Here is a 20,609-nt window from a genome sequence, read left to right on the forward strand (position 1 = left end):
AGCGTCGCGTCCGCAGCGTGGCGTCCGCAGCGTCGCGCCCGCCGCCGAAACGCTCCACGATCATGAGGACAGGGCGCGGCGAACAGCGTTCACGCGGTCCGCGGCCTGGACCACGTCGTCCGGGGAGCCGAACCTTGCGAGGTCCGCGGCGACCACCCGCATCTGGTCCGGCAACGCCAGGTCGTTGTCCAGACGTGGAACCGGGACCGCCGGCCGGCCCTCCGCCTCCGCCGAGCGGTCGGCCAGCCACTGGATCGCTTCGTGCACCAGGTCGGACCGGGCAGGCCCGGACACACTGGACGCCGCCCATCGGGACGGCGTCCAGTGTGCGACCTGTCCGATCAGCTTGCGCACGGCAGCGCCGAGCTGATCTTCGTCGGGCATCAGCGTCGCAAGTAGCTCAGCAGGCGCAGAATCTCGTAGTACAGGAAGATCAGGCCGACCAGGATGCCGAAGGAGCAGTACCACGCGTACTTCTCCGGCAGGCCATACCGCACGCCCTGCTCGACGGCGTCGAAGTCGAGGATGAAGGTCAGCGCGGCCACCACGACCACGACCAGGCTGAAGACGATCGGGAGCCAGCCGACCTTGCCGGTGGCGCTGTACTCACGCAGGCCCAGGTTGACGTCGAAGAGATAGAAGAGGAAGTTGGCCAGGCTGAGGACCACGACGCCGATGAGAGCGCCGACCACCATCTTCGTGAAACGTGGCGTGGCCCGCAGGACCCGCAGCTTGTAGAGCACCGCCATGACGGCGAAGATGCCGAAGGTGCCGATCACGGCCTGGATGACGATGCCGTCGTAGAAGCTCTCATACTGCCGGCTGAACAGGCCCAGCGCGACACCCTGCAAGGCGGCGTAGGCGATGATCACGGCCGGGTTGGTCACCCGCGCGAAGGCGATGACCAGGCCCAGCACGAGGCCGGCCACGACCGAGCCGATGAGGGCGATCGCGGTGGCCGCGCTGCCCGCCGGCAGGAGAACCCAGGCGCCGGCGCCGACGATGCCCGTGATCGCCAGCAGGGCGACCGTCCGGACGACAACGTCGTCCAGCGTCATCGTCCGCGGGGCGGCCTGCGGTGGATATCCCGGTGCGTAACCGGTGCCGTAACCCGCCACCGATGAACGCTCTTGTCGCGCCGCCTCGCCAAGGCGGGTGAGCACCGGATTGGAACTCTGCACGATCAGCCTCCAGGGGCGTCGCATTCACATGTACGACCAGGGTACCGCGAACATGACCATACAGTGGAGCGTGCGAGTTTGAGGGTGCCCGGGGCGGGGTTCGAACCCGCACGCCTCGCGGCAGCCGCTTTTAAGGCGGCCGTGTCTGCCGTTCCACCACCCGGGCGTAGAAACGCGTCTCACGGTAGCCCGTCCGACGAACCATCAACACCGACAAGGGGACGGCCGTTACTGTCGTCCGGGTGACCAGCGCTCCACGGACCGACGAGGCGGAGATGGCGCCGCCGGCGGCCACAGCATCGACCGCTCCGCCGTTGCGTGATCGCCGCGCATGGCCTATGGCGGGGCTCGCGGACACCGGCGTCGGCCTGCTGTTCGCCTTGGCCGCGGCGCTGCTGACGCACGGCCTCTGGGCCGATCCGGCCCGCCGGACACTTGCGCTGAACCCGAACGACCAGGCGCTCGACGAGTGGTTCCTCGCCTACGCCACCCGAGCGTACCGCGGCGACTTCAGCCTGGTCACGGGCATGCTGAACGCCCCCGACGGGGTCAACCTGCTGGCCAACGCCTCGCTCATCGGGATGGGACTGCTGTTCGCGCCGGTCACGCTGGCCTTCGGCGTCCCGTACACCTTCGCCCTCCTTGTGGGGATGAACCTCGCGGCGACGGGAATCGGGTGGTATCTGCTGTTCGCCCGGACCATGGGCATGCACCGGCTGGCGGCGGGGATCGGCGGCGCCTTCACCGCGTTCGCGCCGGGCATGGTCTCGCAGTCGAACGGCCACCTGCACATGACCGCCGGCTGGCTGGTCCCGCCGATCGTGTGGTGCCTCGTGAAGCTGAACCGCGAGCGTGACCACGTCATCCGGCGGGGACTGCTGCTCGGCGGGTTGATCACCGCGCAGTTCTTCGTCGGCGAGGAGGTCCTCTTCCTGGCCGCGGTCACGCTGGGCCTGTTCGGCCTGGTGTACGCCGCCGTGGCACGGCCGCCGCTGCGGTCGGTTCTCGCCGGGCTCGCCATCGCGGGCGGGCTGTCGACCGCGCTCCTCGCCTACCCGATCTGGTTGCAGTTCCACGGACCGCAGAGCGCCGACGGCGGGGTGTTCCTGCCCGACTTCTTCTCCGCCGACCTGCTCAGTTTCACCACCGTCTCACCACTCTCCCTGGCCGGCGGCGACGACGCCGCGAAGCTGGTCAGCGGGCCCGCGGAGTACACCGCCTTCTTCGGCTGGCCGGTGCTGCTCGTGGTGCTCGGCGCGACGCTGTGGATGTGGCGGCGCGCCACGGTGGTCGCGGCCGCGCTCACCACTGTCGTGCTCTGCCTGCTCGCGCTCGGCCCACGGGTCGCGATCGACGACCGGCAGACCGAGCAGTGGGCCCCGTTCGCGCTGCTGTCCGGCCTGCCGGTGATCGAGTCCGCGCTGCCGACCCGGTTCGCCCTGGCCGCCATACCGCTGATCGCCTACATCCTGGCCCGAACCGTGCACACCGCCATCACCCGGACCGAAAGCCTCGGCCTGCTCGTGCCGATGGTCGTCGTGGCCGCGCTCGCCCCGCTGGTGCCGGCGCCGCTGCCCGTCCAGGAACGCCCCGCCGCGCCACGGTTCTTCACGCAGGGGTACTGGCGGGGCTACGTCCCAGAGAACGGCACGGTGGTCCCGGTGCCGCTGCCCGACCCGCAGGACCCGCAGGCGATGCGCTGGGCGGCGGCGACCGGCGTCGCGTTCGCCCTGCCGCAGGGATGGTTCATCGGCCCGTACGGCCGCGACGGCCGGGCCGCCGTGGGCGTCTACTCCCAGCCGACGGCCCAGTTGCTCAAACGGGTCGCGCAGAACGGCACCCCGCCCGGGCTCGGCGACGACGACCGGATCGCGTTGCGCCGGGACATCGCCCACTGGCGCGCGTCGTGTTTCGTGCTCGCCGACTGGCAGCCCAACCACACCGTGCTCAAGGACACCCTCGACGCGCTGCTCGGCCCGGGCGAGCGGGTCGCCGACGTCTGGGTCTGGCGAGCCCGCTCGTGAGCCGCTAAGCCGCGATGCGGTCGTGCCCGGTCCGCACCGGCAGCGGGATCGGCTGGGTGACCTCGGTGAAGGCCTCCCGCGGCTCGTGCAGTGAGCCCAGCGCGACGACCTCGCGGCGCAGGACGAGCTGGAGGGTCCAGTCGACCAGCACCCGGATCTTCCGGTTCAGGGTGGGGATCCGGCTGAGGTGGTACGTCCTGTGCATGAACCACGCCGGCACGCCGCGCACCTTGATGCCGTAGACCCGCGCCGCGCCCTTGTAGAGGCCGAGGCCCGCCACCGAGCCCACGTGCTTGTGCTTGTAGTCGACCGGCGCGTGCCCGCGGACCACGGCGGCGATGTTGTCCGCCAGCCGGGAGGCCTGCCGGACCGCGTGCTGCGCGCTCGGCGAGCACAGCGCGCCGGGCTCGTCCGCGGTCAGGTCGGGCACCGCGGCGCAGTCGCCGGCGCTCCAGGCGCCCTCGACCACCTTGCCGTCGGCGTCCACGACCTGCAGCGTCGGCTTGCAGATGAGCGCACCGCGCTGGTTGCGCGGCAGGTCAGTGTCCTGGAGCATCGGGTGCGGCTTGACGCCGGCGGTCCACACGATGGTGTCGGCCTCGAAGCGGTCGCCGTCGGAGAGCTCGACGACGCCGTCGACACACGACTCGAGCCGCGTGCCGAGCCGGATGTCGATGTTACGCCTGATGAGCTGGGCGACGGTGTAGGCGCCCATCTCCGCGCCGACCTCGGGCAGGATCCGGTTGGCCGCCTCGACCAGAACGAAGTGGACCTCGTCCTTCGGGATCTCCGGGTAGTAGCGCAGCGCGCCGCGGACCATGTCCTCCATCTCGGCCAGGGCCTCGATGCCGGCGTAGCCGCCGCCGACGAAGACGAAGGTCAGCGCGCGCCGGCGGGTCGCCGGGTCGGCGGTCGTGACCGCGACGTCGAGCCGGTCGAGCACGCTGTTGCGCAGGTAGATGGCCTCGCCGATGGTCTTGAAGCCGACCGCCTGCTCGCGCAGGCCGGGGATCGGCAGCGTGCGCGACACCGAGCCGGGCGCCACCACAATGTGGTCGTACGGCACCTCTCGGGCCGGGCCGATGATCGGCTGGACGATGGCGACCTTCCGCGCGTGCTCGATGCTCGTGACCGTGCCGGACAGCACGTGGCAGCGCTTGAGCTCGCGCCGCAGCGGCACCACCGTGTGCCGCGGTGAGATGTTGCCGGCCGCCGACTCGGGCAGGAAGGGCTGGTAGGTCATGTGCGGCTGAGGGTCGACGACGGTGACCTCAGCCTCGTGGAGGTGGAGCTTCTTGGACAGTCGCAGGGCAGCGTAGAGGCCGACGTGCCCGGCACCGACGATGAGGATTCGCTTCGCAGCCACGTCGACAACGCTAACGACGGACAGGGGTTAAGAGCAGTCAGGCCACAGACATGTAACGGGCGTTACCTGAGCTGTTACGCGGACCACACAGCCTCGAAGCCGATCGATGGCCGTCGGCGGTCAGGCACGCCGCGCGACGAGCCATGCCAGCGCACCGGCGGCCACCACGCCGACCAGCGAGGCCACCAGGAACACCGGGCCGGCGACCAGTTCGACCACGGCCAGGAGCACCACGCTCACGATCGCGCTGACCGCGACGATCCCGCCGGCACGCAGCAGCCAGCCGAGAAGCACCCCGGGTGCGACGACGGCGTCGTACGGCAGCACCGCGGCCAGCGCGGCGAGGGAGTGCATCAGGTACAGCGCCGTCGACAGGGCGATCAGCCGTGTGACGGTGAGCGGCTGGTCGTACACGAGGGTCCCGATCAGCCAGCCGAACGCGCAGGCGAAGACGGCCAGGCCCACCATGCGGCCACGCGGGAAGGCGGCCGGCAGCAGGGCGACGACCCCCGCGACGACGATGCCGGCGAGGTTCCGCGTCACCTGGGACGGGAACGCCAGCACCATGGACAGCGCGGCGAACACCGCGATGCCCAGCCGGACCAGCAGCGGCCCGGCGGCGGCCCGTTCCCGCACGTCCTTGAACCGGCCGACCCGCCCGGCGAGGTATTCCTGCAATTCGCCGATCATGCGGTCACCGTCCGTCCGACCGCCACGCGCGCGACGCCGCGCAGCACCTCGTCGAGGCTGCCGGCGCCGCCCCACGCCACCACGGGGACGCCGTGCTCGCGCAACTGGGCGATGATGTTCTGCCGCTCCAGGGCCCACAGCCGCTGCGGGATGTCGCCCCAATCGCCGGAGGAGCGCTTCGGCAGTACGGGCGTGCCGAGCGTGTCGACGGCGACCACGAACCTGCCGGCCCGGGCGAGGTTCGCCAGCATCGCCGCCGAGCGGATGTCCAGCAGCGGGGTGAGCACCATGACCAGGGCGTTGCCCTGCACCATGTGCGGGCCGAACGACGACGGCGGCGGCTCGTCGGCGTTGCCCGCCGGCGCGACGTCGAGCAACCACTCCAGCGTGGTCATGTAGTGCCGGCGGCCGCTGGCGGCGCGCAGGTGCCGGACGGTCCCACCGTACTGGAGCAGCGCCACCCGGTCGCCGCGGTGCAGGTAGTGCTCGGCGATGCCCGCCGCGGCGCGGACGGTCGTGTCCAGCACGGAGGCCCGGCCCTCGATGCCGCCGGAGCGGCCGGCCTCGTGCAGCGCGTCGAGCAGGACGACAACCTCGGCGTCGCGGTCGGACAGCGTGCTCACCACGTGGATCTCACGGGTGCGCAGCGAGACCCGCCAGTCGATGCGGCGCAGCCGGTCGCCGGGGCCGAACCGGCGCACGCCGGCCAGCTCGCCGCCCTCGCCGGTGCGGCGGGAGCGGTGCCCGCCGACGTGCCCGGCGGCGCGGGGCACGGCCTCGGCGGCGTCGAAGTGCTCGATCGCCGGATACGCCTTCAGGGACAGCGCCGGCGCCCGCACGGCCCGGCTGACGAGCAGGCCGTCGGCGGCGATCGCATGCGCGGTGACCGGGCCGAGCGGGTGCCGGCCCCAGCGCAGCACCCGGCCGGCGAGGTCGACACCGGCGACGGTGCCGGGCTGGACGTCGACGGCGTACGGGCGGTCGGAGTGCTGGAGGCGCACCCACTCGGGCACCACCAGCCGGACGACCACCAGGTCGAAGCCGGAGGGGTTGGGGTTGCCGACGTCGACCCGGACGTCGAGGTCGCCGCCCTCGACGAGGAACGGCTCGGCGGCGGTCACGGCGACCGTCGGCGTGCGGGCGGGGTGGCGCACCAGCGAGATCGCGGTGCCGAGCGCGAACGGCACGGCCAGCACGACCAGGTCGAAGCGGCCGGTGAGCACGGCGACGAGCACGAGCACGCCGGAGACCAGCACCGCCCGGCCCAGCGCGTGGGTCGGCTCGAACGGCCGCGCGTGGGACCGGGGCCCCGGTGTGTCAGCCATGCCTTCCGCCGTACGTGGGCATCGCGCCGCTCGCGGGCGCCGGCGTCTGCGCCAGCACCTCCGCCACGACCGAGCGGGGATCGATCCGCTTGAGCCACATCTCCGGCCGCAGCGTGATCCGGTGCGCGAGGGCCGGGACGGCGACGGCCTTCACGTCCTCGGGCACCACATAGTCGCGGCCGCTGAGCGCGGCGGCGGCCCGGGCGAGCAGCAGCAGGGCGAGGGAGCCACGCGGTGAGGCGCCGACCAGCACCTGCGGGTGGACGCGGGTCGCCGCGGTGAGCGCCACGATGTATCGCCCGATGGAGTCCTCGACGGCGACGTCCTCCAGCGCGGCCTGCATGGCCAGCAGCGTCTCGGCGTCGACGACCGGCTCGAGGTTGGCCTCCTCCTGGCGCCGGGACATGCGCCGGCGCAGGACGTCCCACTCCTCGTCGGCCTCCGGGTAGCCGAACGAGACGCGCAGCAGGAACCGGTCGAGCTGCGCCTCGGGCAGCGGGTAGGTGCCCTCGTACTCGATCGGGTTGGCGGTGGCCAGCACGTGGAAGGGGGCGTCCAGCCGGTACGTGGCGCCCTCGACCGACACCTGGCGCTCCTGCATGGCCTCCAGCAGGGCCGACTGGGTCTTCGGCGGGGTGCGGTTGATCTCGTCGGCGAGCAGCAGGTTGGTGAAGACCGGGCCGGCGCGGAACGTGAACTCGTGGGCGCGCTGGTCGTAGAGGAACGAGCCGGTCACGTCGGCGGGCAGCAGGTCGGGAGTGAACTGCAACCGCCGGAAGCCGATGCCGAGCGCCTGGGCGAACGAGCGGGCGGTCAGCGTCTTGCCCAGGCCGGGCAGGTCCTCGAGCAGCACGTGACCGCCGGCGAGCACGCCGGCCAGGACCAGCTCGAGGGCGTCACGCTTGCCGACGACCACCGTGCCGACCTGGTCCAGGACCACCTTGGCGATCCGGCCCACTTCGGCCGGTGCGAGCGTCTTCATAGCGCCTCCACCTTCGCGACGATCGATGCTACGTCCCGCGGGCTCGGCACGCGGGACGGTGTGTAGTGCAGCAACTGCCACAGCTCCGCACCGACGATCCGGCGGGCCTGCTCCGGGGCGCTGCTCAACGTGATGCCGTACCGCTGGCGCAGCCTCCCGTCGACGAGGTCGCTCACGCGCGGTACGACCAACGCGGCGAACCTGCCGGGGTCACGCTCACCCCAGACGAGGCGGTCGTCCCACTTGCCGATCGCGAGCCGCAACCCGTCGCCGGTCGGCACAGGGTCGCGCAGCCGCAGCCGATCGGTGGCGGGGTCGGGCGGGCGGACCGGCTCGAGGCCCTTGCCGGTGACCTCGGCCGGTATCTCTTCGGCGCGGACCTGGCGCAGCACCTCGTGCATGATCTGGGTGGCCACGATCGTCAGGAGGACCAGCGGATAGGAGATGCTGTAGCGGGCCGTCCAGAGCACGCCCCAGCCGACCGTGGTCAGCGCGACCGCCACGAACAGCCGCCGGATCCACCACCGGCCGTCGAACGGCCGCGACGGCCGCCGGACCGGGCGCGGGTCGGCGCGCACGGTCGCGCGCCCGGCGTCGAAGAGCTCGTCGAGGCCGACCATCTCGTCGCGGTCACGCGCCACCCGTCACCCCTCCCTGTGCGACCCCGGCCAGTTCCGCGCGGAGCTGGCGCAGCGCCTCGATCGCGGCCCGGCGGGACCGCTCGTCGACCGGGTGCGTGGCGTACCGCGCCTCGCGGTACACCTCGGCGAGCCCTTCCAGCGTCGGCCGGCTCACCCGGTGGCCGCTCAGCAGCCGCGTGACCAGTTCGGTCGGGCTGTCCCCGATCAGCCGCGGGGTGCCGGCCGCGGCGGCGGCCCGCTCCAGGCGCACCCAGCAGGCGATCACCGCGCGCCTCGGGTCGCCGTCGGTGTCGGACAGCTCGGAGAGGCCGGCGTCGACGGCGGCGATGACCTCCTGCCCGGTGTCGGGCGTCATCGGCGTGGCCGCCTGCGGCTCGACGAACAGGCGCGGCTTCCGCTTCGGCGCGGCGTTGCGCAGCAGCATGACCACGAGGCCGGCGATCAGGGCGAGCACGACCGCCGCGCAGAGCGCCACGGCCGCGTACATCAACCAGTCGGGGGTCGAGAACGCCGAGCCGCCGCCCTGTTCACCGGCGACGGTCGGTAACGCGGTCACCTCGGCGGTCGGCCGGGGCGGCGGGCTCGTGGCCTCCGGCGGCGGCACCGGCAGGTTCGTGATCTCCGGCGACGAGGTGGACGCCGCCACGGCCCCGACGCCGAGCACCGCGACGACGGCCAGCACCGGCAACCAGCGGTTGGTGGTGCGGTCCATGAAATCCCGTCGCTCAGTCGGTTCTTCGGTCCAACCCGGCCAGTCCTTTGGCGCGGGCGAGAATCTCGTCCAGCATTCCTGGCGTGAGCCGACCGGTAAAGGTGTTCTGCTGGCTCACGTGGTAACAACCGAGCAACGCGGGGGCACCCTCGGCCTGCCACAGCACGCCGTGACCGAACGGCACCTTACGTGCCGGTGCTACACCGTAGACGGCCTTCGCGGCGGGCCAGAAGGCGGCCCAGGCGAACCCGCCGAGCGCGATGACGACCCGCAGGTCGTCGCGGATCTCGGTGAGCTCCCGATGCAGGAAGGGCGCGCAGGTGTCCCGCTCGGCCGGCGTGGGCTTGTTGTCGGGCGGCGCGCACCGTACCGCCGAGAAGATCCGGGTCGCGGAGAGCGTGAGGCCGTCGTCACGCCCGGTGCTGGTGGGCTGGTTGGCGAGACCGGCGCGGTGCAACGCGGCGAAGAGGACGTCACCGGAGCGGTCGCCGGTGAAGATGCGACCGGTGCGGTTGCCGCCGTGCGCGGCGGGCGCGAGGCCGAGGATCGCCAGCCGCGGGTGGTGCGGGCCGTAGCCGGGAACCGGGCGGCCCCAGTAGGTCTCGTCGCGGAAGGCGGCCCGCTTGGTCCGCGCCACCTCCTCGCGCCAGGCCACCAGCCGCGGGCAGCGCCGGCAGTCGGCGATCTCGGCGTCGAGGAGGTCGAGCGCGTCGGATCGGCGGGCGGCTGGAGCGGGGGTCACCCCGTAACGCTAGCCGAGCCCGCCGCAGCCGCCAGGTGGCTGCCTCGACTCGCGCGTGGAGCGCTGGTGGAGCCGACCGCGGCGGCCGCCTCGACTCGCGCGTGGAGCACTGGTGGAGCCGGCCGTGGCGGCCGCCTCGACTCGCGTGTGTGGAGCGTTGTGGTCGCCCCGGCCACCACAACGCTCCACGATCAACTCGGCCGTCGCCTCGTCACGGGGTCGGGGACAGCGGCGGGGACAGTGACGGGGTCGCGGAGGGGGCGGTGGTCGCCGTGGGCGGTGGGGTGGCGAGGCGGGGGCCCTTGCACAACGGGTAGCTCGGGGCCGGACGGGGGTCGGTGCCGTCGTGCGGGTCGTTGTTCTGGCAGCGCCAGTAGTCACCCAGGGTGATGGGGTTACCGTCCTGGTCGTAGAGCGTCACATTTTGCAACGGGCGGCCGTTTTCGTCCACCGGGAACACGTCCGTCACGTGCGACCAGCGATCGTAGGGCTCGTTCGACTGGTAGCGGAACGTGTTCGTGAACCGGTACAGGATGCCGTCCGAGTTCGCCACCACGAACAGCGCGCCCACCACGGCGACCGCGGTGACCGCGTAGCCCGGCCACTTCGGGGCACGGGGACGGCCCGTCGCGCCGATCCGCACCGACACGACGACCGCCACCGCCAGCACCAACCAGCCCAGCGGGTCGTCGAAGCGGTCGGCCGGGATGATGTCGGCCGCGAAGATCAGGACCACGATGAAGACCGCCCGGGCGACCCACCAGGCCGGGCGCAGCAGGCGCAGGAAGTCGGCCGCGCGCGGGTAGCCGATGAGCCGGCCGACCTTCCGGTCGGCGACGCCGGCGCCCTTGCGGACCCGCCGGACGATGCCGTCGAGACGGCCGGGCAGCGAGGGGCGGGTGGTGGCGGGGGTTTCGAGGCCGGCCGCGGCGCGCAGCTCCGCCGCGTAGGCCACGGGCGGGCCGAGCCGGTCGACGAGGGTGCCGCCCTGCTCCTCCAGCACCTCGGCGAAGTGTGCCGGGAGGTCTTCGAGCAGATCGTCGCGCACCTCGGGCGGCAGGTCCGCCAGGGCGGCGGCGACCCGCTCCAGGTAGTAGTCGATCTCGAGGCTGCTGGACGCCGCCGACTCCGTCATGCCGTCTCCCCGATCAACTGGTCCATGGTCTGCGCGAAGCCCCGCCAGACCTTGCTGGAGGCGCTGAGCTGGGTGCGGCCGGCGGCGTTGAGCGCGTAGTACTTGCGGTGCGGTCCCGCTTCACTCGGGACCACGTAGGTGGTCAGCATTCCGGCCTGGAACAGCCGGCGAAGGGTGCCGTAGACCGAAGCGTCGCCGACCTCCTCCAGGCCGGCCGAGCGCAACCGGCGCAGGATGTCGTAGCCATAGCCGTCCTCCTCCCGCAGGACCGCGAGGACGGCCAGGTCGAGCACCCCCTTGAGCAACTGGGTGGTGTCCACGCCATGCACAGTAGTGCGCATTGCACAGTAGTATCAAGTACAGAAGTCGTGTCGACGCAAAAGGCGGCCCGCTCACTGCGGACCGCCCCGCGAGAAACGACGGCGCCTCCTCGGCGTCGCCGACTCGCACTTCGCGTCTTGCTTCGCGCTTTAGTTCGCGCCCTACTTCACGCCTTACTTCGCGTCGGCGAGGCAGAGGGCGTCGCCGCTGCTGGGGTTGGGGCCCTGCCAGAGCACGTAGTTCGCCTCCGCGTAGGCGTCGCAGACGGTGGGCTCGCTCTTGAGCGCCTCGGACTGCGGCACGCCGCTCTTGATGCCGATGACCTTGTACTTCGCGTCGGCTGCGTCGCACGCCACGATCTTGACGCTGACGCTCTTGCTGCCGGCCTCGGTGATGGTGTCGCCGGCCAGGCAGTCGCCGACCTTCGCGTTCGCCGAGTTGCTCTCGACACTGTCGACGATGTCGTTCCAGGTGTCCTTGGCGAAGAGGAAAATGCCACCGCAGCAGACGAGCGCGAGCACCAGGATGATGCCGACGACGATCAGAATGATCTTGCCGGCGTTGCTCTTCTTCGGAGGCGGCGGCGGGGCGCCGAACGGCGCGCCACTCGCCGGCGGCCCGTACGGGGCGCCGGAGGAGGGCTGCTGCTGCCCATACGGGTCGTTACCGCCGGGCGGCGGGTAACCGCCACCCCCGCCGGGGGGCGGGTAACTGCCGGGCGGCGGGTACTGATCAGACATGTGCTTCCTTCCGGGGTATGCCGCAAAGATCACCCTAACGGATCAAAAGGGGTGTGAGCTTGGAAAATCCACCCTCTTGCCCGCTGGGGACGGCTCACGATAGCGGGAGAGGGCCAATGCGCGCAGCCTCGTGCACTGTCGTATTACGGTGTGCGCCGTGACCGATCTCCTGAAACGACTCGCCGCAGCCCCTGGCGTCTACCGCGGACGCGGCGACGGATTGGAGTCCGGGCCGTTCGTCGCCCGCATCAAGGTGACCTCGGTGGTGCGCGGCAACGCCGTGACACTGGACTACGAGGCGGTCAGCGACAGCAAGGGACTGCAGCACGTCGAGCACACGATCCTCACCACGAGCGAGGCCGGGCGCCTGGAACTGCACGTCACCTGCCTTGAGCTGCCCGGCGTGACCCGATTCGCGGAAAGCCGGCCCGGCGTCTTCAACGCCTACGAGGGCCCCATGCCGGCCAGGATCATCATGACGATGCCGAGTGACGGCGTGCTCACGTACGGGTGGTGGTGGTCCCGCGACGAGGCCGAGCCGCGGGAGCAGTCCCGGGCCGAGGTCCGCCGCACCGGCTGACCTGCGCTGACACAAATCCGACAGGCGAGGGACCCCCTCCAAGATCACGCCGCCCGACTCCATGATCATGGAAAGATGTGGCTGCCCCGATAGCCAGATCTTTCCCATGATCATGGAGTTGCCCGGAACGCGGCCGCCCGGGGCCGGCGGCGACCGCGAGCGACAGACGCCCGCCCGCACGACTGTGCGTCACCGTCTCATAGCGCGACAACGGGGTGGGCAGCCGACCGCACGCCTCGTCTGCGCGCCCTCGGGGAGGGTCAGGCCAGGGAGAACGCAATGCCGTCCAGGATGTCCGATTCCGAGGCTATGACCGAGTCGGCGGCGGACCGTTCCAGGATGATGCGCAGGATGAGGGCGCCGGCGCCGATCACGTCGGCGCGGCCCGGGTGCATGACCGGGCTGGCGAGCCGCTGCTCGGCGGTCGCCGCCAGCAGGTCCGCGGTCACCTTCGCCACGTCGGCGGCGGCGATCCGGGCGCGGTGGATGCGCTCGGGATCGTACGTCGGCAGGTGCAGCGCCAGGCCGGTCACCGTGGTCACCGAGCCGGCGAGGCCGACCAGCGTGCGGGCCCGCGTGCCGTCGACGGCCGCCAGCGCCCGGTCGACCACCGCCGTGATGTCCGCCTCGGCGGCCGCGATCTGCGCCGCGGTCGGCGGGTCGCCGTGCAGGTGCCGCTCGGTCATCCGGACGCAGCCGATGTCGACGCTGATCGCCGCGTCGACGCCGGTCGAGCCCACGACGAACTCGGTCGAGCCGCCACCGATGTCGAAGACCAGGAACGGCGGCTCGGCGTCCAGTCCCCGCACCGCGCCGGTGAACGACAGGCGCGCCTCCTCGTCGCCGGTGATCACCTCGGGCGCGAAGCCCAGCACGCTCGTGACCATCTGCTCGAAGTCTGCCGCGTTCGCGGCGTCCCGCGACGCGCTGGTGGCCACCATCCGGGCCGCCGCCACGTCCGCGGCGGCGATCTCCGCCGCGTAGTCGACGAGGGCGATCCGGGTCCGCTCGACGGCCGCCGGCGACAGCCGCCCGGTCCGGTCCACACCCTCACCCAGCCGCACGATCCGCATCTGCCGGGTGACGTCCGAGAGTTGCCCGCCGTCGACGTCGGCGATGAGCAGACGCACCGAGTTGGTCCCGCAGTCGATCGCAGCTACCCGCTTCACACCGCTCACACCGCGAAGCCTACAAATGCAGCAGCATCCGCGTGTTGCCGAGGGTGTTGGGCTTGACCCGTTCGAGGTCGAGGAACTCCGCGACACCCTCGTCGTACGAGCGCAGCAGCTCCTCGTAGACCGAGTGGGTGACCGGCGTTCCGTCGATCGGCACGAAGCCGAACGAGCCGAAGAAGCGGGTCTCGAAGGTCAGCACGAACACGCGCCGCACTCCGATGTCACGTGCCGAGCTGAGCAGCTCGGTCACGATGCGGTGGCCGATCTTGTGCCCGCGGATCAGCGGATCGACCGCCACGGTCCGGACCTCGGCCAGGTCCTCCCACATGACGTGCAGGGCGCCGCAGCCGACGATCATGCCGTCGGTGTCGCGCTCGGCCACCCAGAACTCCTGCACGGCCTCGTACAGCGTCACCATGGGCTTCGACAGCAGCCGCCGGTCCGCGACGTACATCGCCACCAGCCGCCGGATCCCCCGAACGTCGGCGGTCCGTGCCCGCCGAACGGTTACCTCCATGGCGGTAAGGGTAGTTGCGCGCGGGTGTGGCATCTGACACGTGACCGGGTGCTCATGGTCTCCACGGCGGTGATGGTCCTCGTGGCGGGCACCATGACGGTCTTGTATCTGACCAAGGACGGCACACCGCCGCCGCCGGCATCCGCCCGCACCGCCGGGCCCACTCCGACTGCGAGCGGACCGCCGTCCGCAGCCGCCGCCGGCACGCATCCCATGAAGGCCGGATACGCCGTACGCAACAAGTGGAAGGACGGCTTCAACGCCGAGGTGACCGTGACGAACCTCAGCGCCCAGCCGGTCGAGGGCTGGACCGTACAGCTCGAACTCCCCGAGGCCGTGGACCTCACGTCGACGTGGGGTGCCAAGATCGAGCAGAAGGCCCGGACGCTGACGCTGCGCTCGCAGTCCTGGAACACGTACCTGGAAGCGGGTGGCACGATCCGGATGGGTTTCGAGGCCAAGGGCGAGGCGGCCCAGCCGACCAAGTGCACCATCAACGGGTCACCCTGCTGACAGTTCGTTGCCCGCCCGGCCACCGGGGCCCACATTGTGCGCATGCATCGAGTCAGCTCCCGGATCCTGTCCGTGGCCACCGCCTCCGTGCTCGGCGCCGGCATGCTGGGCTGCGGCCTGATCAACCAGGTCAAGCAGACCGTCGACAACGTCTCCGCGATCAGCGACCTCGCCGATCGCCTGGGCAAGTCGGGCCAGCTCACGTTCACCGCCGAGTACAAGACCGACGACGGCTCGGCCACAACCGTGGTGCAGCAGCCGCCGAAGGCCGCCTACCTGGGCAAGGAGGGCCGCTTCATCCTCACCGAGAACACGCTGCTGTCCTGCTCCGGCCCCGCGAACAAGACGGTGTGCCACAAGAGCCCGGTCCAGCCCGGTCAGCTCTCCTCCGCCGACCGGGCCGCCCACCTGTCGGCGGTCGCCGGCGGCGGCTTCATCAGCACCGAGATGGCGCTGGCCCTGATGACCGCCGCCGCGGTGGTCCCCGGCGTGAAGATCGCACAGAACACCGCCACGATCGCCGGTCAGAAAAGCGACTGTCTCGATGTGACGGGGATCCCGCGGGACAGCGATCCCAACGCGGTCACCGCGCAGGAGTTCCATGTCTGCGTCGCCGAGAACGGCCTGCTCACCCGGTTCAAGGGGGTCGGCACGGACGACAAGCAGCTCGGTGTGGAACTGACGAAATACAGCGAGCAGGTCGACCCGCAGGCGTTCGTGGTGCCCAGGGGCGCGAAGATCATCGAAGGCACGACCCCGCCCGCGCCGGGCAACTGACGTACCTTGACGGGGTGCTCACGCCACCCCGAGGACTTCCCGACGACGCGCTCTCGTCGCTGCTCGTCCGCGAGTGGGGACTCACCGTCAAGTCGCTGACGTATCGGGCGGTCGGCTTCGGCAGCCACCACTGGGAACTCGTCGACACCTCGGGCTCCCGGTGGTTCGTCACCGTCGACGAGCCGGCCGACGCGAACAAGCTGCACGCCTCCCTGTCCGTCGCGATGGACCTGCGGGCGACCGGACACACGTTCTGCGTGGCGCCCATCCCGACGGCCGGCAACCAGCCGATGCTCCGGCACGGGCCGTTCACCGTCGCGGTCTACCCGTTCGTCGACGGCACCAGCTTCGAGTGGAACGCCTTCGCCGGGCCGGAGCATCGCCAGGCCACCCTCGACATGATCATCCAGCTCCACACCGCGCCGCCGATCGTCCGGCGGCACGCTCGCGTCGACGACTTCGCCGTGCCGCATCGGGACGAGGTCGAGCGGGCGCTGAAGCAGCCGGGGCCGGACTGCGGCCCCTACTCCACGGCCGTCGCCGACCTTCTCGTGGAGCACGCAGAACCCTTGCGGAGGGTCCTCGCGCGGTATGACGAGCTGGTCCTCGGGAGCCGGGCGGAGCCCGTGCGCGCCGTCCTCACACACGGCGAGCCGCACTCGGGCAACACGATGCGCACCCCGACCGGGTGGCGGCTGATCGACTGGGACACCGTGCTCGTCTCGCCCCCGGAGCGGGACCTCTGGCTGATCGAGCCGGGCGACGGGTCGATCTTCGCCGCCTACGCCGACGCGACCGGGGTGCTGGTCCGCCCGTCGACGATCATGCTCTTCCAGCTTCGGTGGGCGCTGACCGACATCGCCGTCGAGGTCCGCCGGTTCCGCCGCCCCCACACCGGCACCCCGGACGACGCCGAGGGCTGGGAGATCCTGCGGTCAGTCGTCACCCGGATCGATTGAGATCAAGCGCCGGAGGCGCCGGCCGAATCGGGGTGGACCGACACACACGGGCCGGCGGCCCACCACGCGCCCGCCTGCTCCCGGGTCTCGTCACCGAACGGGTTCACCCCGGGCCCGACGGCAAGTGCATGCCCGAGGTGTACGTGCAGGCACTTCACCCGCGTCGGCATGCCCCCGGCCGACACGCCGGCGATCTCCTCGACGTGTCCGATCTCCTCGCGCCGGCGCAGGTAGTCCTCGTGCGCCCGCGTGTAGGCCGCCGCCAGCTCCGGATCCTCCGCGAGCCGGGCGTTCATCGTCTTCATCAGCCCGGCCGACTCCAGCCGGCTGCACTCCTGGACCGCCCTCGGGCAGGTCAGGTAGTACAACGTCGGAAAGGGCGTGCCGTCGGGCAGGCGCGGCGTGGTCTCCACGACGTCGGGCAGCCCGCACGGGCACCGGTGGGCGACGGCCCGGGTGCCCCGCGGCCTGCGGCCGAGCTGCGCCTCGACCACCGCCAGGTCCTGCTCGGTGGCCTTCTCGGGTTCGCTCACTGCTTGTCCGCCGCCTCGACGCTCGACCACAACTTGCCATACCACGGCCGGGGGGCCTTCTCGGCGCCCGGCAGGTCGGCCGGGTCGGTCTTCGTGGCCCGGCCCGGATCGACGACAACGTACGACTTCTCCCCCGGCAACACCATGTGCAGCCGCTGCCGGGCCTGACTGATCACGTATTCGTCGTCGTCCCACTTCGCCGCGCGGGTCGCCATCTCGGCGATCTTCACGGCCTGCCGCTCCTGGCTCTGCTCCAGGGCGGCGATCTCCGCCTGCTGGGCGAGGTAGACCCGCACCGGGTAGGCATAGGCGAGCAGCAGGACCAGCAGCACGAGGCTCAGCACGATCGCCCGGCTCGTGAACCGCCGCGGCTGTGGTGCCCGGGTGCGCAGGGCCGTGCCGCCGGCCGACACCGCCCGCCGCGCCACGGTCGGCCGGGCCGGGGCACGTCCCCCGCCCGACCGTTGACCGCGGGGCGCCGAGCCGCGGGAGGGCGCGCTGCGCCCACCCGGCCTGGTGCGCTGCTGCATTCCTCCCCCAGGTGGTTCACCGCGTCTGCGGCCCCCGTGATCAGGAGGCCGCAGACCCGAAAAATCGCACTAACGGTACCGCGGGAAGGCCCCACGACCGGCGTAGCGCGCCGCGTCGTCGAGCTCGTCCTCGATGCGCAGGAGCTGGTTGTACTTCGCCACGCGCTCGGAACGCGCCGGCGCACCGGTCTTGATCTGGCCGCTGCCGACGGCGACGGCGAGGTCGGCGATCGTGGTGTCCTCGGTCTCACCCGAGCGGTGGCTCATCATCGTGCGGAAGCCGGCGCGGTGCGCCAGGTCGACGGCGTCGAGCGTCTCGGTGAGCGAACCGATCTGGTTCACCTTGACCAGCACGGCGTTGGCGGTGCCGGTCGCGATGCCGCGGGCGATGCGCTGCGGGTTGGTGACGAACAGGTCGTCGCCGACGATCTGGATGCGGTCGCCGAGCGCGCCGGTCATCGCCTTCCAGCCGTCCCAGTCCTCCTCCGACAGCGGGTCCTCGATGGACACGATCGGATACGAGTCGACGAGCTGCGTGTAGTACGCGATCATCTCCTCCGCCGACTTGGCGGCACCCTCGAACGTGTAGCCGCCGTCCTTGTAGAACTCGGTGGCCGCCACGTCGAGTGCGAGCACCACGTCGGTGCCGAGCGAATAGCCGGCCTTCTCGACGGCCTCGGCGATCAGGTCGAGCGCGGCGCGGTTGCTGTCGAGGCTGGGCGCGAAGCCGCCCTCGTCGCCGAGGCCGGTGGCGAGGCCCTTCTTCTTCAGCACCGACTTGAGCGAGTGGTACACCTCAGCGCCGGTGCGCAGCGCCTCGCGGAACGTCGGCGCGCCCACGGGCGCGACCATGAACTCCTGGACGTCGACGTTGGAGTCCGCGTGGGCGCCACCGTTGAGGATGTTCATCATCGGCACGGGCAGCAGGTGCGCGTTGGGGCCGCCCAGGTAGCGGAACAGGCTCAGGCCGGCCGAGTCGGCGGCGGCCTTCGCGACGGCGAGGGAGACGCCGAGGATGGCGTTGGCGCCCAGCTCCGACTTCTCCGGGGTGCCGTCGAGGTCGAGCATGGCCTGGTCGATGAGGCGCTGCTCGGTGGCGTCGAAGCCGCGGACGGCCTCGGCGATGCGCTCGTTGACGTTCTCGACGGCCCTCTCGACACCCTTGCCGAGGTAGCGCTTGCTGTCGCCGTCGCGCAGCTCGTTGGCCTCGAAGGCACCGGTGGAGGCGCCGGAGGGAACAGCCGCACGGGCGAGGGTGCCGTCGTCGAGCACGACCTCGACCTCGACGGTCGGGTTGCCCCGCGAGTCGAGGATCTCCCGCGCGCCGATTGCTTCGATAGTGGCCACTGTCGTGGAACCCCCTACGTTGGAACGGTGTGTCCGGCCGCCACGGTGCGGCAGGTTCGAGCCTATCCCTCGCCCTGATCTTGCCTGTTCGCGGTCTGTCACCCCAGCGCGTTGATCTTGCAGTTGTGGTGCCTGACAAACCCGGACATCGTGGGAGTGTCGAGACACCACAACTGCAAGATCAACGCGGTTGGGGCGGGCGGTCAGAGGGACAGCAGCGTGCGGAGGTGGCGCGGAGGCGGGGAGCCGTGTGCCAGCATGCGGTCGTGCCACTCGCGCGGGGACACGCCTGACGGGCGCTCGCGGGCTATCTCGCTCACCTCGGTGTAGCCGACGAAGTACGTCGACAACTGCGTCGAGCTCAACTGTGCCCGGCGCCACTTGCCGGCCGCCTCGCCGTCCTCCTGGAAGCCCCGGCCCATCATCAGGGCCATCGCCTCGTCCTCGGTCATGCCGTCGCAGTGGATGCGCTGGTCGATGATCGCGTTGATGCTCATCCTGAGCTGCATCTTGAGCTGCTGCAACCGCACCGGGAGGCCACCGAAGCCCAGCGTGGCCATGAGCTCCTCGGCGTAGACGGCCCAGCCCTCGACGAACGGGCCCGACCAGCCGATCGCGCGGGCCCGGGTGCGGCCGCGGAACCGGCGGGCATGGGCGAGCTGGAGGAAGTGGCCCGGCGTCGCCTCGTGGACGGTGAGGTCGCGCAGCATGTGGTGGTTGTACTCGCGATAGAACGACGCCACGCGGTCGGCGGACCAGTCCGCCGGGGTCGGCGAGATGCAGAAGAACGTCGGCAGCTCGGCGGACTCGAGCAGGCCGGGCGGGTCGCAGTACGCCACCGCGACGCCCCGCGAGAACTCCGGCATCTCCATGATGACCAGCGGGTCGTCGACCAGCGTGACGAGATCGTGCGCCCGGACGAACTCGGTGGCCTCGTCGAGTGACACCTTGGCCAGGTCGACGATCGTGTCGTTGTCCGGCACGTCGGCGGCGAGCCGCGCGAACGCCTCGCGCACGGTGTCGTCGGTCTCCGGCCCTCCGGTCAGCTCGGCGGCGGCGGCGCGCAGCTCGGCACTCACCTGGTCGAGGTTGGCCTCCGCGCGCTCCAGCACGGTCGCCGCGCCCAGCTCGGTGTCGAGCGTGTGCCAGAGCCGGGCCTCCCACAGCCGGCGGCCCAGCCGGGGATCGCGGTCGGACGCGTCGAGCCGGCCGCGCAGCCAGCCGGCGAAGGCGTCGAGCTCGGCGGCGGCCCGCTCCTGGAGCGGCCGGATCACCTCGGTCAGGCCGGGCGCCTCCTTCAGCAGCTCACCCAGCTCCTCTCGGACCAGGCGGGCCGTGCCCGAGAACTGCACGACGGCCGTCTCCACGTGGACGCGCGGCGACTCCTGGAGGACCTCGCGGGCGGTGGACAGCACATCCGGTACTGCCGAAAGCCGCGACGCGACGGCGACCAGACGCTCCTCGGCCGGCGCGAACGGCCGGGAGATGAGCCCGTGCAGCAGGGTGCCCGGATTGTGCGCGAGCGGGTTCCACTCGTGCTCGCGAACCTCGGTCCGCTCGAACAGCATCCGCTCGACGCGGGCCAGCAGCACCGCGTGGTCGACCTGCTCCTGCACGTCAAGGGTGTCGAGATCGACCTGGCTGAGCGCGGCGGAGGCGTCGCGCAGCATGTCGACGTCGCCGGCGACGCCGTCGGACGAGTAGTCCGGCAGCCGGTCGTCGAACCGGTGGTCACCGGCCGACGCGGCGAGCCGCGGATCTACCTCCAGCAATGCGTCGGCGATGTGCTCGGCCAGTGGCACGAAGTCATGCGGCATCC

The 20,609-nt window shown here is 71.4% G+C and carries 23 protein-coding genes and 1 tRNA gene; 5 read left to right on the forward strand and 19 right to left on the reverse strand.

The features are described from left to right. Positions 1-60: 60 nt before the first annotated feature. The 3 genes from Drose_RS33700 to Drose_RS33710 all read right to left on the reverse strand — a co-directional run bounded on the left by Drose_RS33700 (position 61) and on the right by Drose_RS33710 (position 1,347). Positions 61-384, reverse strand: coding sequence for a hypothetical protein (locus tag Drose_RS33700; protein WP_260725286.1), 324 nt, complete (start codon positions 382-384; stop codon positions 61-63). Further along, positions 384-1,181: a Bax inhibitor-1/YccA family protein gene (locus tag Drose_RS33705; protein ID WP_260725287.1), complete on the reverse strand. Its 798-nt coding sequence runs from the start codon at positions 1,179-1,181 to the stop codon at positions 384-386. Before Drose_RS33705 ends, Drose_RS33700 begins: the two co-directional genes overlap by 1 nt. A gap of 85 nt (positions 1,182-1,266) precedes the next feature. After that, positions 1,267-1,347 (reverse strand) — tRNA-Leu (locus Drose_RS33710). A 76-nt stretch (positions 1,348-1,423) separates the two neighbouring features. Here Drose_RS33710 and Drose_RS33715 point away from each other — a divergent pair. Next, the gene (locus tag Drose_RS33715; RefSeq protein WP_260725288.1) at positions 1,424-3,205 is read left to right on the forward strand and encodes a hypothetical protein; all 1,782 of its coding nucleotides are present in this window, start codon (positions 1,424-1,426) and stop codon (positions 3,203-3,205) included. A gap of 4 nt (positions 3,206-3,209) precedes the next feature. Here Drose_RS33715 and Drose_RS33720 read toward each other — a convergent pair whose 3' ends face one another. The 10 genes from Drose_RS33720 to Drose_RS33765 form a co-directional block, all read right to left on the reverse strand. Continuing rightward, a complete protein-coding gene (locus Drose_RS33720) occupies positions 3,210-4,571 on the reverse strand; it encodes an NAD(P)/FAD-dependent oxidoreductase (RefSeq protein ID WP_260725289.1) in 1,362 nt (453 codons plus the stop codon). A gap of 120 nt (positions 4,572-4,691) precedes the next feature. Beyond that, positions 4,692-5,261, reverse strand: a complete 570-nt coding sequence (locus Drose_RS33725; RefSeq protein WP_260725290.1) for a hypothetical protein — start codon at positions 5,259-5,261, stop codon at positions 4,692-4,694. Further along, entirely contained in the window at positions 5,258-6,586 is a 1,329-nt protein-coding gene (locus Drose_RS33730) for a DUF58 domain-containing protein (RefSeq protein ID WP_260725291.1), read from the reverse strand. The genes Drose_RS33725 and Drose_RS33730 overlap by 4 nt, the downstream gene beginning before the upstream one ends. Beyond that, complete coding sequence (locus tag Drose_RS33735; RefSeq protein ID WP_260725292.1) at positions 6,579-7,568, reverse strand: AAA family ATPase; 990 nt, start codon at positions 7,566-7,568, stop codon at positions 6,579-6,581. Before Drose_RS33735 ends, Drose_RS33730 begins: the two co-directional genes overlap by 8 nt. Beyond that, positions 7,565-8,209 (reverse strand): hypothetical protein, encoded by a 645-nt coding sequence (locus Drose_RS33740; RefSeq protein WP_260725293.1) that lies wholly within the window; start codon positions 8,207-8,209, stop codon positions 7,565-7,567. Before Drose_RS33740 ends, Drose_RS33735 begins: the two co-directional genes overlap by 4 nt. Beyond that, positions 8,199-8,921, reverse strand: a complete 723-nt coding sequence (locus tag Drose_RS33745) for a DUF4129 domain-containing protein (protein WP_260725294.1) — start codon at positions 8,919-8,921, stop codon at positions 8,199-8,201. The genes Drose_RS33740 and Drose_RS33745 overlap by 11 nt, the downstream gene beginning before the upstream one ends. 13 nt (positions 8,922-8,934) lie before the next feature. Continuing rightward, positions 8,935-9,663 carry a uracil-DNA glycosylase gene (locus Drose_RS33750; RefSeq protein WP_313899966.1) on the reverse strand — a complete coding sequence of 243 codons (729 nt, stop codon included), beginning with the start codon at positions 9,661-9,663 and terminating at the stop codon, positions 8,935-8,937. Between the two features lie 211 nt (positions 9,664-9,874). Then, on the reverse strand, positions 9,875-10,798 hold the full coding sequence (locus tag Drose_RS33755; protein WP_260725295.1) for an HAAS signaling domain-containing protein: 924 nt from the start codon (positions 10,796-10,798) through the stop codon (positions 9,875-9,877). After that, the gene (locus Drose_RS33760; RefSeq protein ID WP_260725296.1) at positions 10,795-11,118 is read right to left on the reverse strand and encodes a PadR family transcriptional regulator; all 324 of its coding nucleotides are present in this window, start codon (positions 11,116-11,118) and stop codon (positions 10,795-10,797) included. The genes Drose_RS33755 and Drose_RS33760 overlap by 4 nt, the downstream gene beginning before the upstream one ends. A 174-nt stretch (positions 11,119-11,292) precedes the next feature. Continuing rightward, complete coding sequence (locus tag Drose_RS33765) at positions 11,293-11,859, reverse strand: LppU/SCO3897 family protein (protein ID WP_260725297.1); 567 nt, start codon at positions 11,857-11,859, stop codon at positions 11,293-11,295. 157 nt (positions 11,860-12,016) lie between these two features. On the opposite strand from Drose_RS33765, the gene Drose_RS33770 reads away from it, so the two are divergent. Beyond that, a complete protein-coding gene (locus Drose_RS33770; protein ID WP_260725298.1) occupies positions 12,017-12,439 on the forward strand; it encodes a hypothetical protein in 423 nt (140 codons plus the stop codon). A 260-nt stretch (positions 12,440-12,699) separates the two neighbouring features. On the opposite strand, the gene Drose_RS33775 is transcribed toward Drose_RS33770, so the two are convergent. Both Drose_RS33775 and Drose_RS33780 read right to left on the reverse strand, forming a co-directional pair. Then, positions 12,700-13,608 (reverse strand): Ppx/GppA phosphatase family protein, encoded by a 909-nt coding sequence (locus Drose_RS33775; protein WP_260729910.1) that lies wholly within the window; start codon positions 13,606-13,608, stop codon positions 12,700-12,702. A gap of 19 nt (positions 13,609-13,627) precedes the next feature. After that, positions 13,628-14,131 carry an amino-acid N-acetyltransferase gene (locus tag Drose_RS33780; protein WP_260725299.1) on the reverse strand — a complete coding sequence of 168 codons (504 nt, stop codon included), beginning with the start codon at positions 14,129-14,131 and terminating at the stop codon, positions 13,628-13,630. 24 nt (positions 14,132-14,155) lie between these two features. On the opposite strand from Drose_RS33780, the gene Drose_RS33785 reads away from it, so the two are divergent. The 3 genes from Drose_RS33785 to Drose_RS33795 are packed head-to-tail and all read left to right on the forward strand — an operon-like array spanning position 14,156 to position 16,380. Further along, positions 14,156-14,644 (forward strand): cellulose-binding domain-containing protein, encoded by a 489-nt coding sequence (locus tag Drose_RS33785; protein WP_260725300.1) that lies wholly within the window; start codon positions 14,156-14,158, stop codon positions 14,642-14,644. 42 nt (positions 14,645-14,686) lie between these two features. Then, entirely contained in the window at positions 14,687-15,421 is a 735-nt protein-coding gene (locus tag Drose_RS33790) for a hypothetical protein (RefSeq protein WP_260725301.1), read from the forward strand. A gap of 14 nt (positions 15,422-15,435) precedes the next feature. Then, entirely contained in the window at positions 15,436-16,380 is a 945-nt protein-coding gene (locus tag Drose_RS33795) for a phosphotransferase (RefSeq protein WP_260725302.1), read from the forward strand. A 2-nt stretch (positions 16,381-16,382) separates the two neighbouring features. Here Drose_RS33795 and Drose_RS33800 read toward each other — a convergent pair whose 3' ends face one another. From Drose_RS33800 to Drose_RS33815, 4 genes are all read right to left on the reverse strand, one after another. Next, a complete protein-coding gene (locus Drose_RS33800) occupies positions 16,383-16,913 on the reverse strand; it encodes a DUF501 domain-containing protein (protein WP_260725303.1) in 531 nt (176 codons plus the stop codon). Then, the gene (locus Drose_RS33805; RefSeq protein ID WP_260725304.1) at positions 16,910-17,443 is read right to left on the reverse strand and encodes an FtsB family cell division protein; all 534 of its coding nucleotides are present in this window, start codon (positions 17,441-17,443) and stop codon (positions 16,910-16,912) included. The genes Drose_RS33800 and Drose_RS33805 overlap by 4 nt, the downstream gene beginning before the upstream one ends. Positions 17,444-17,512: 69 nt before the next feature. Then, positions 17,513-18,790, reverse strand: a complete 1,278-nt coding sequence (gene eno, locus Drose_RS33810) for a phosphopyruvate hydratase (RefSeq protein ID WP_260725305.1) — start codon at positions 18,788-18,790, stop codon at positions 17,513-17,515. Between the two features lie 203 nt (positions 18,791-18,993). Then, positions 18,994-20,607: a DUF885 domain-containing protein gene (locus Drose_RS33815; RefSeq protein WP_260725306.1), complete on the reverse strand. Its 1,614-nt coding sequence runs from the start codon at positions 20,605-20,607 to the stop codon at positions 18,994-18,996. Between the last annotated feature and the right edge of the window lie 2 nt (positions 20,608-20,609).

It is taken from the genome of Dactylosporangium roseum (genome assembly GCF_025264685.1).
GTDB lineage: Bacteria > Actinomycetota > Actinomycetes > Mycobacteriales > Micromonosporaceae > Dactylosporangium > Dactylosporangium roseum.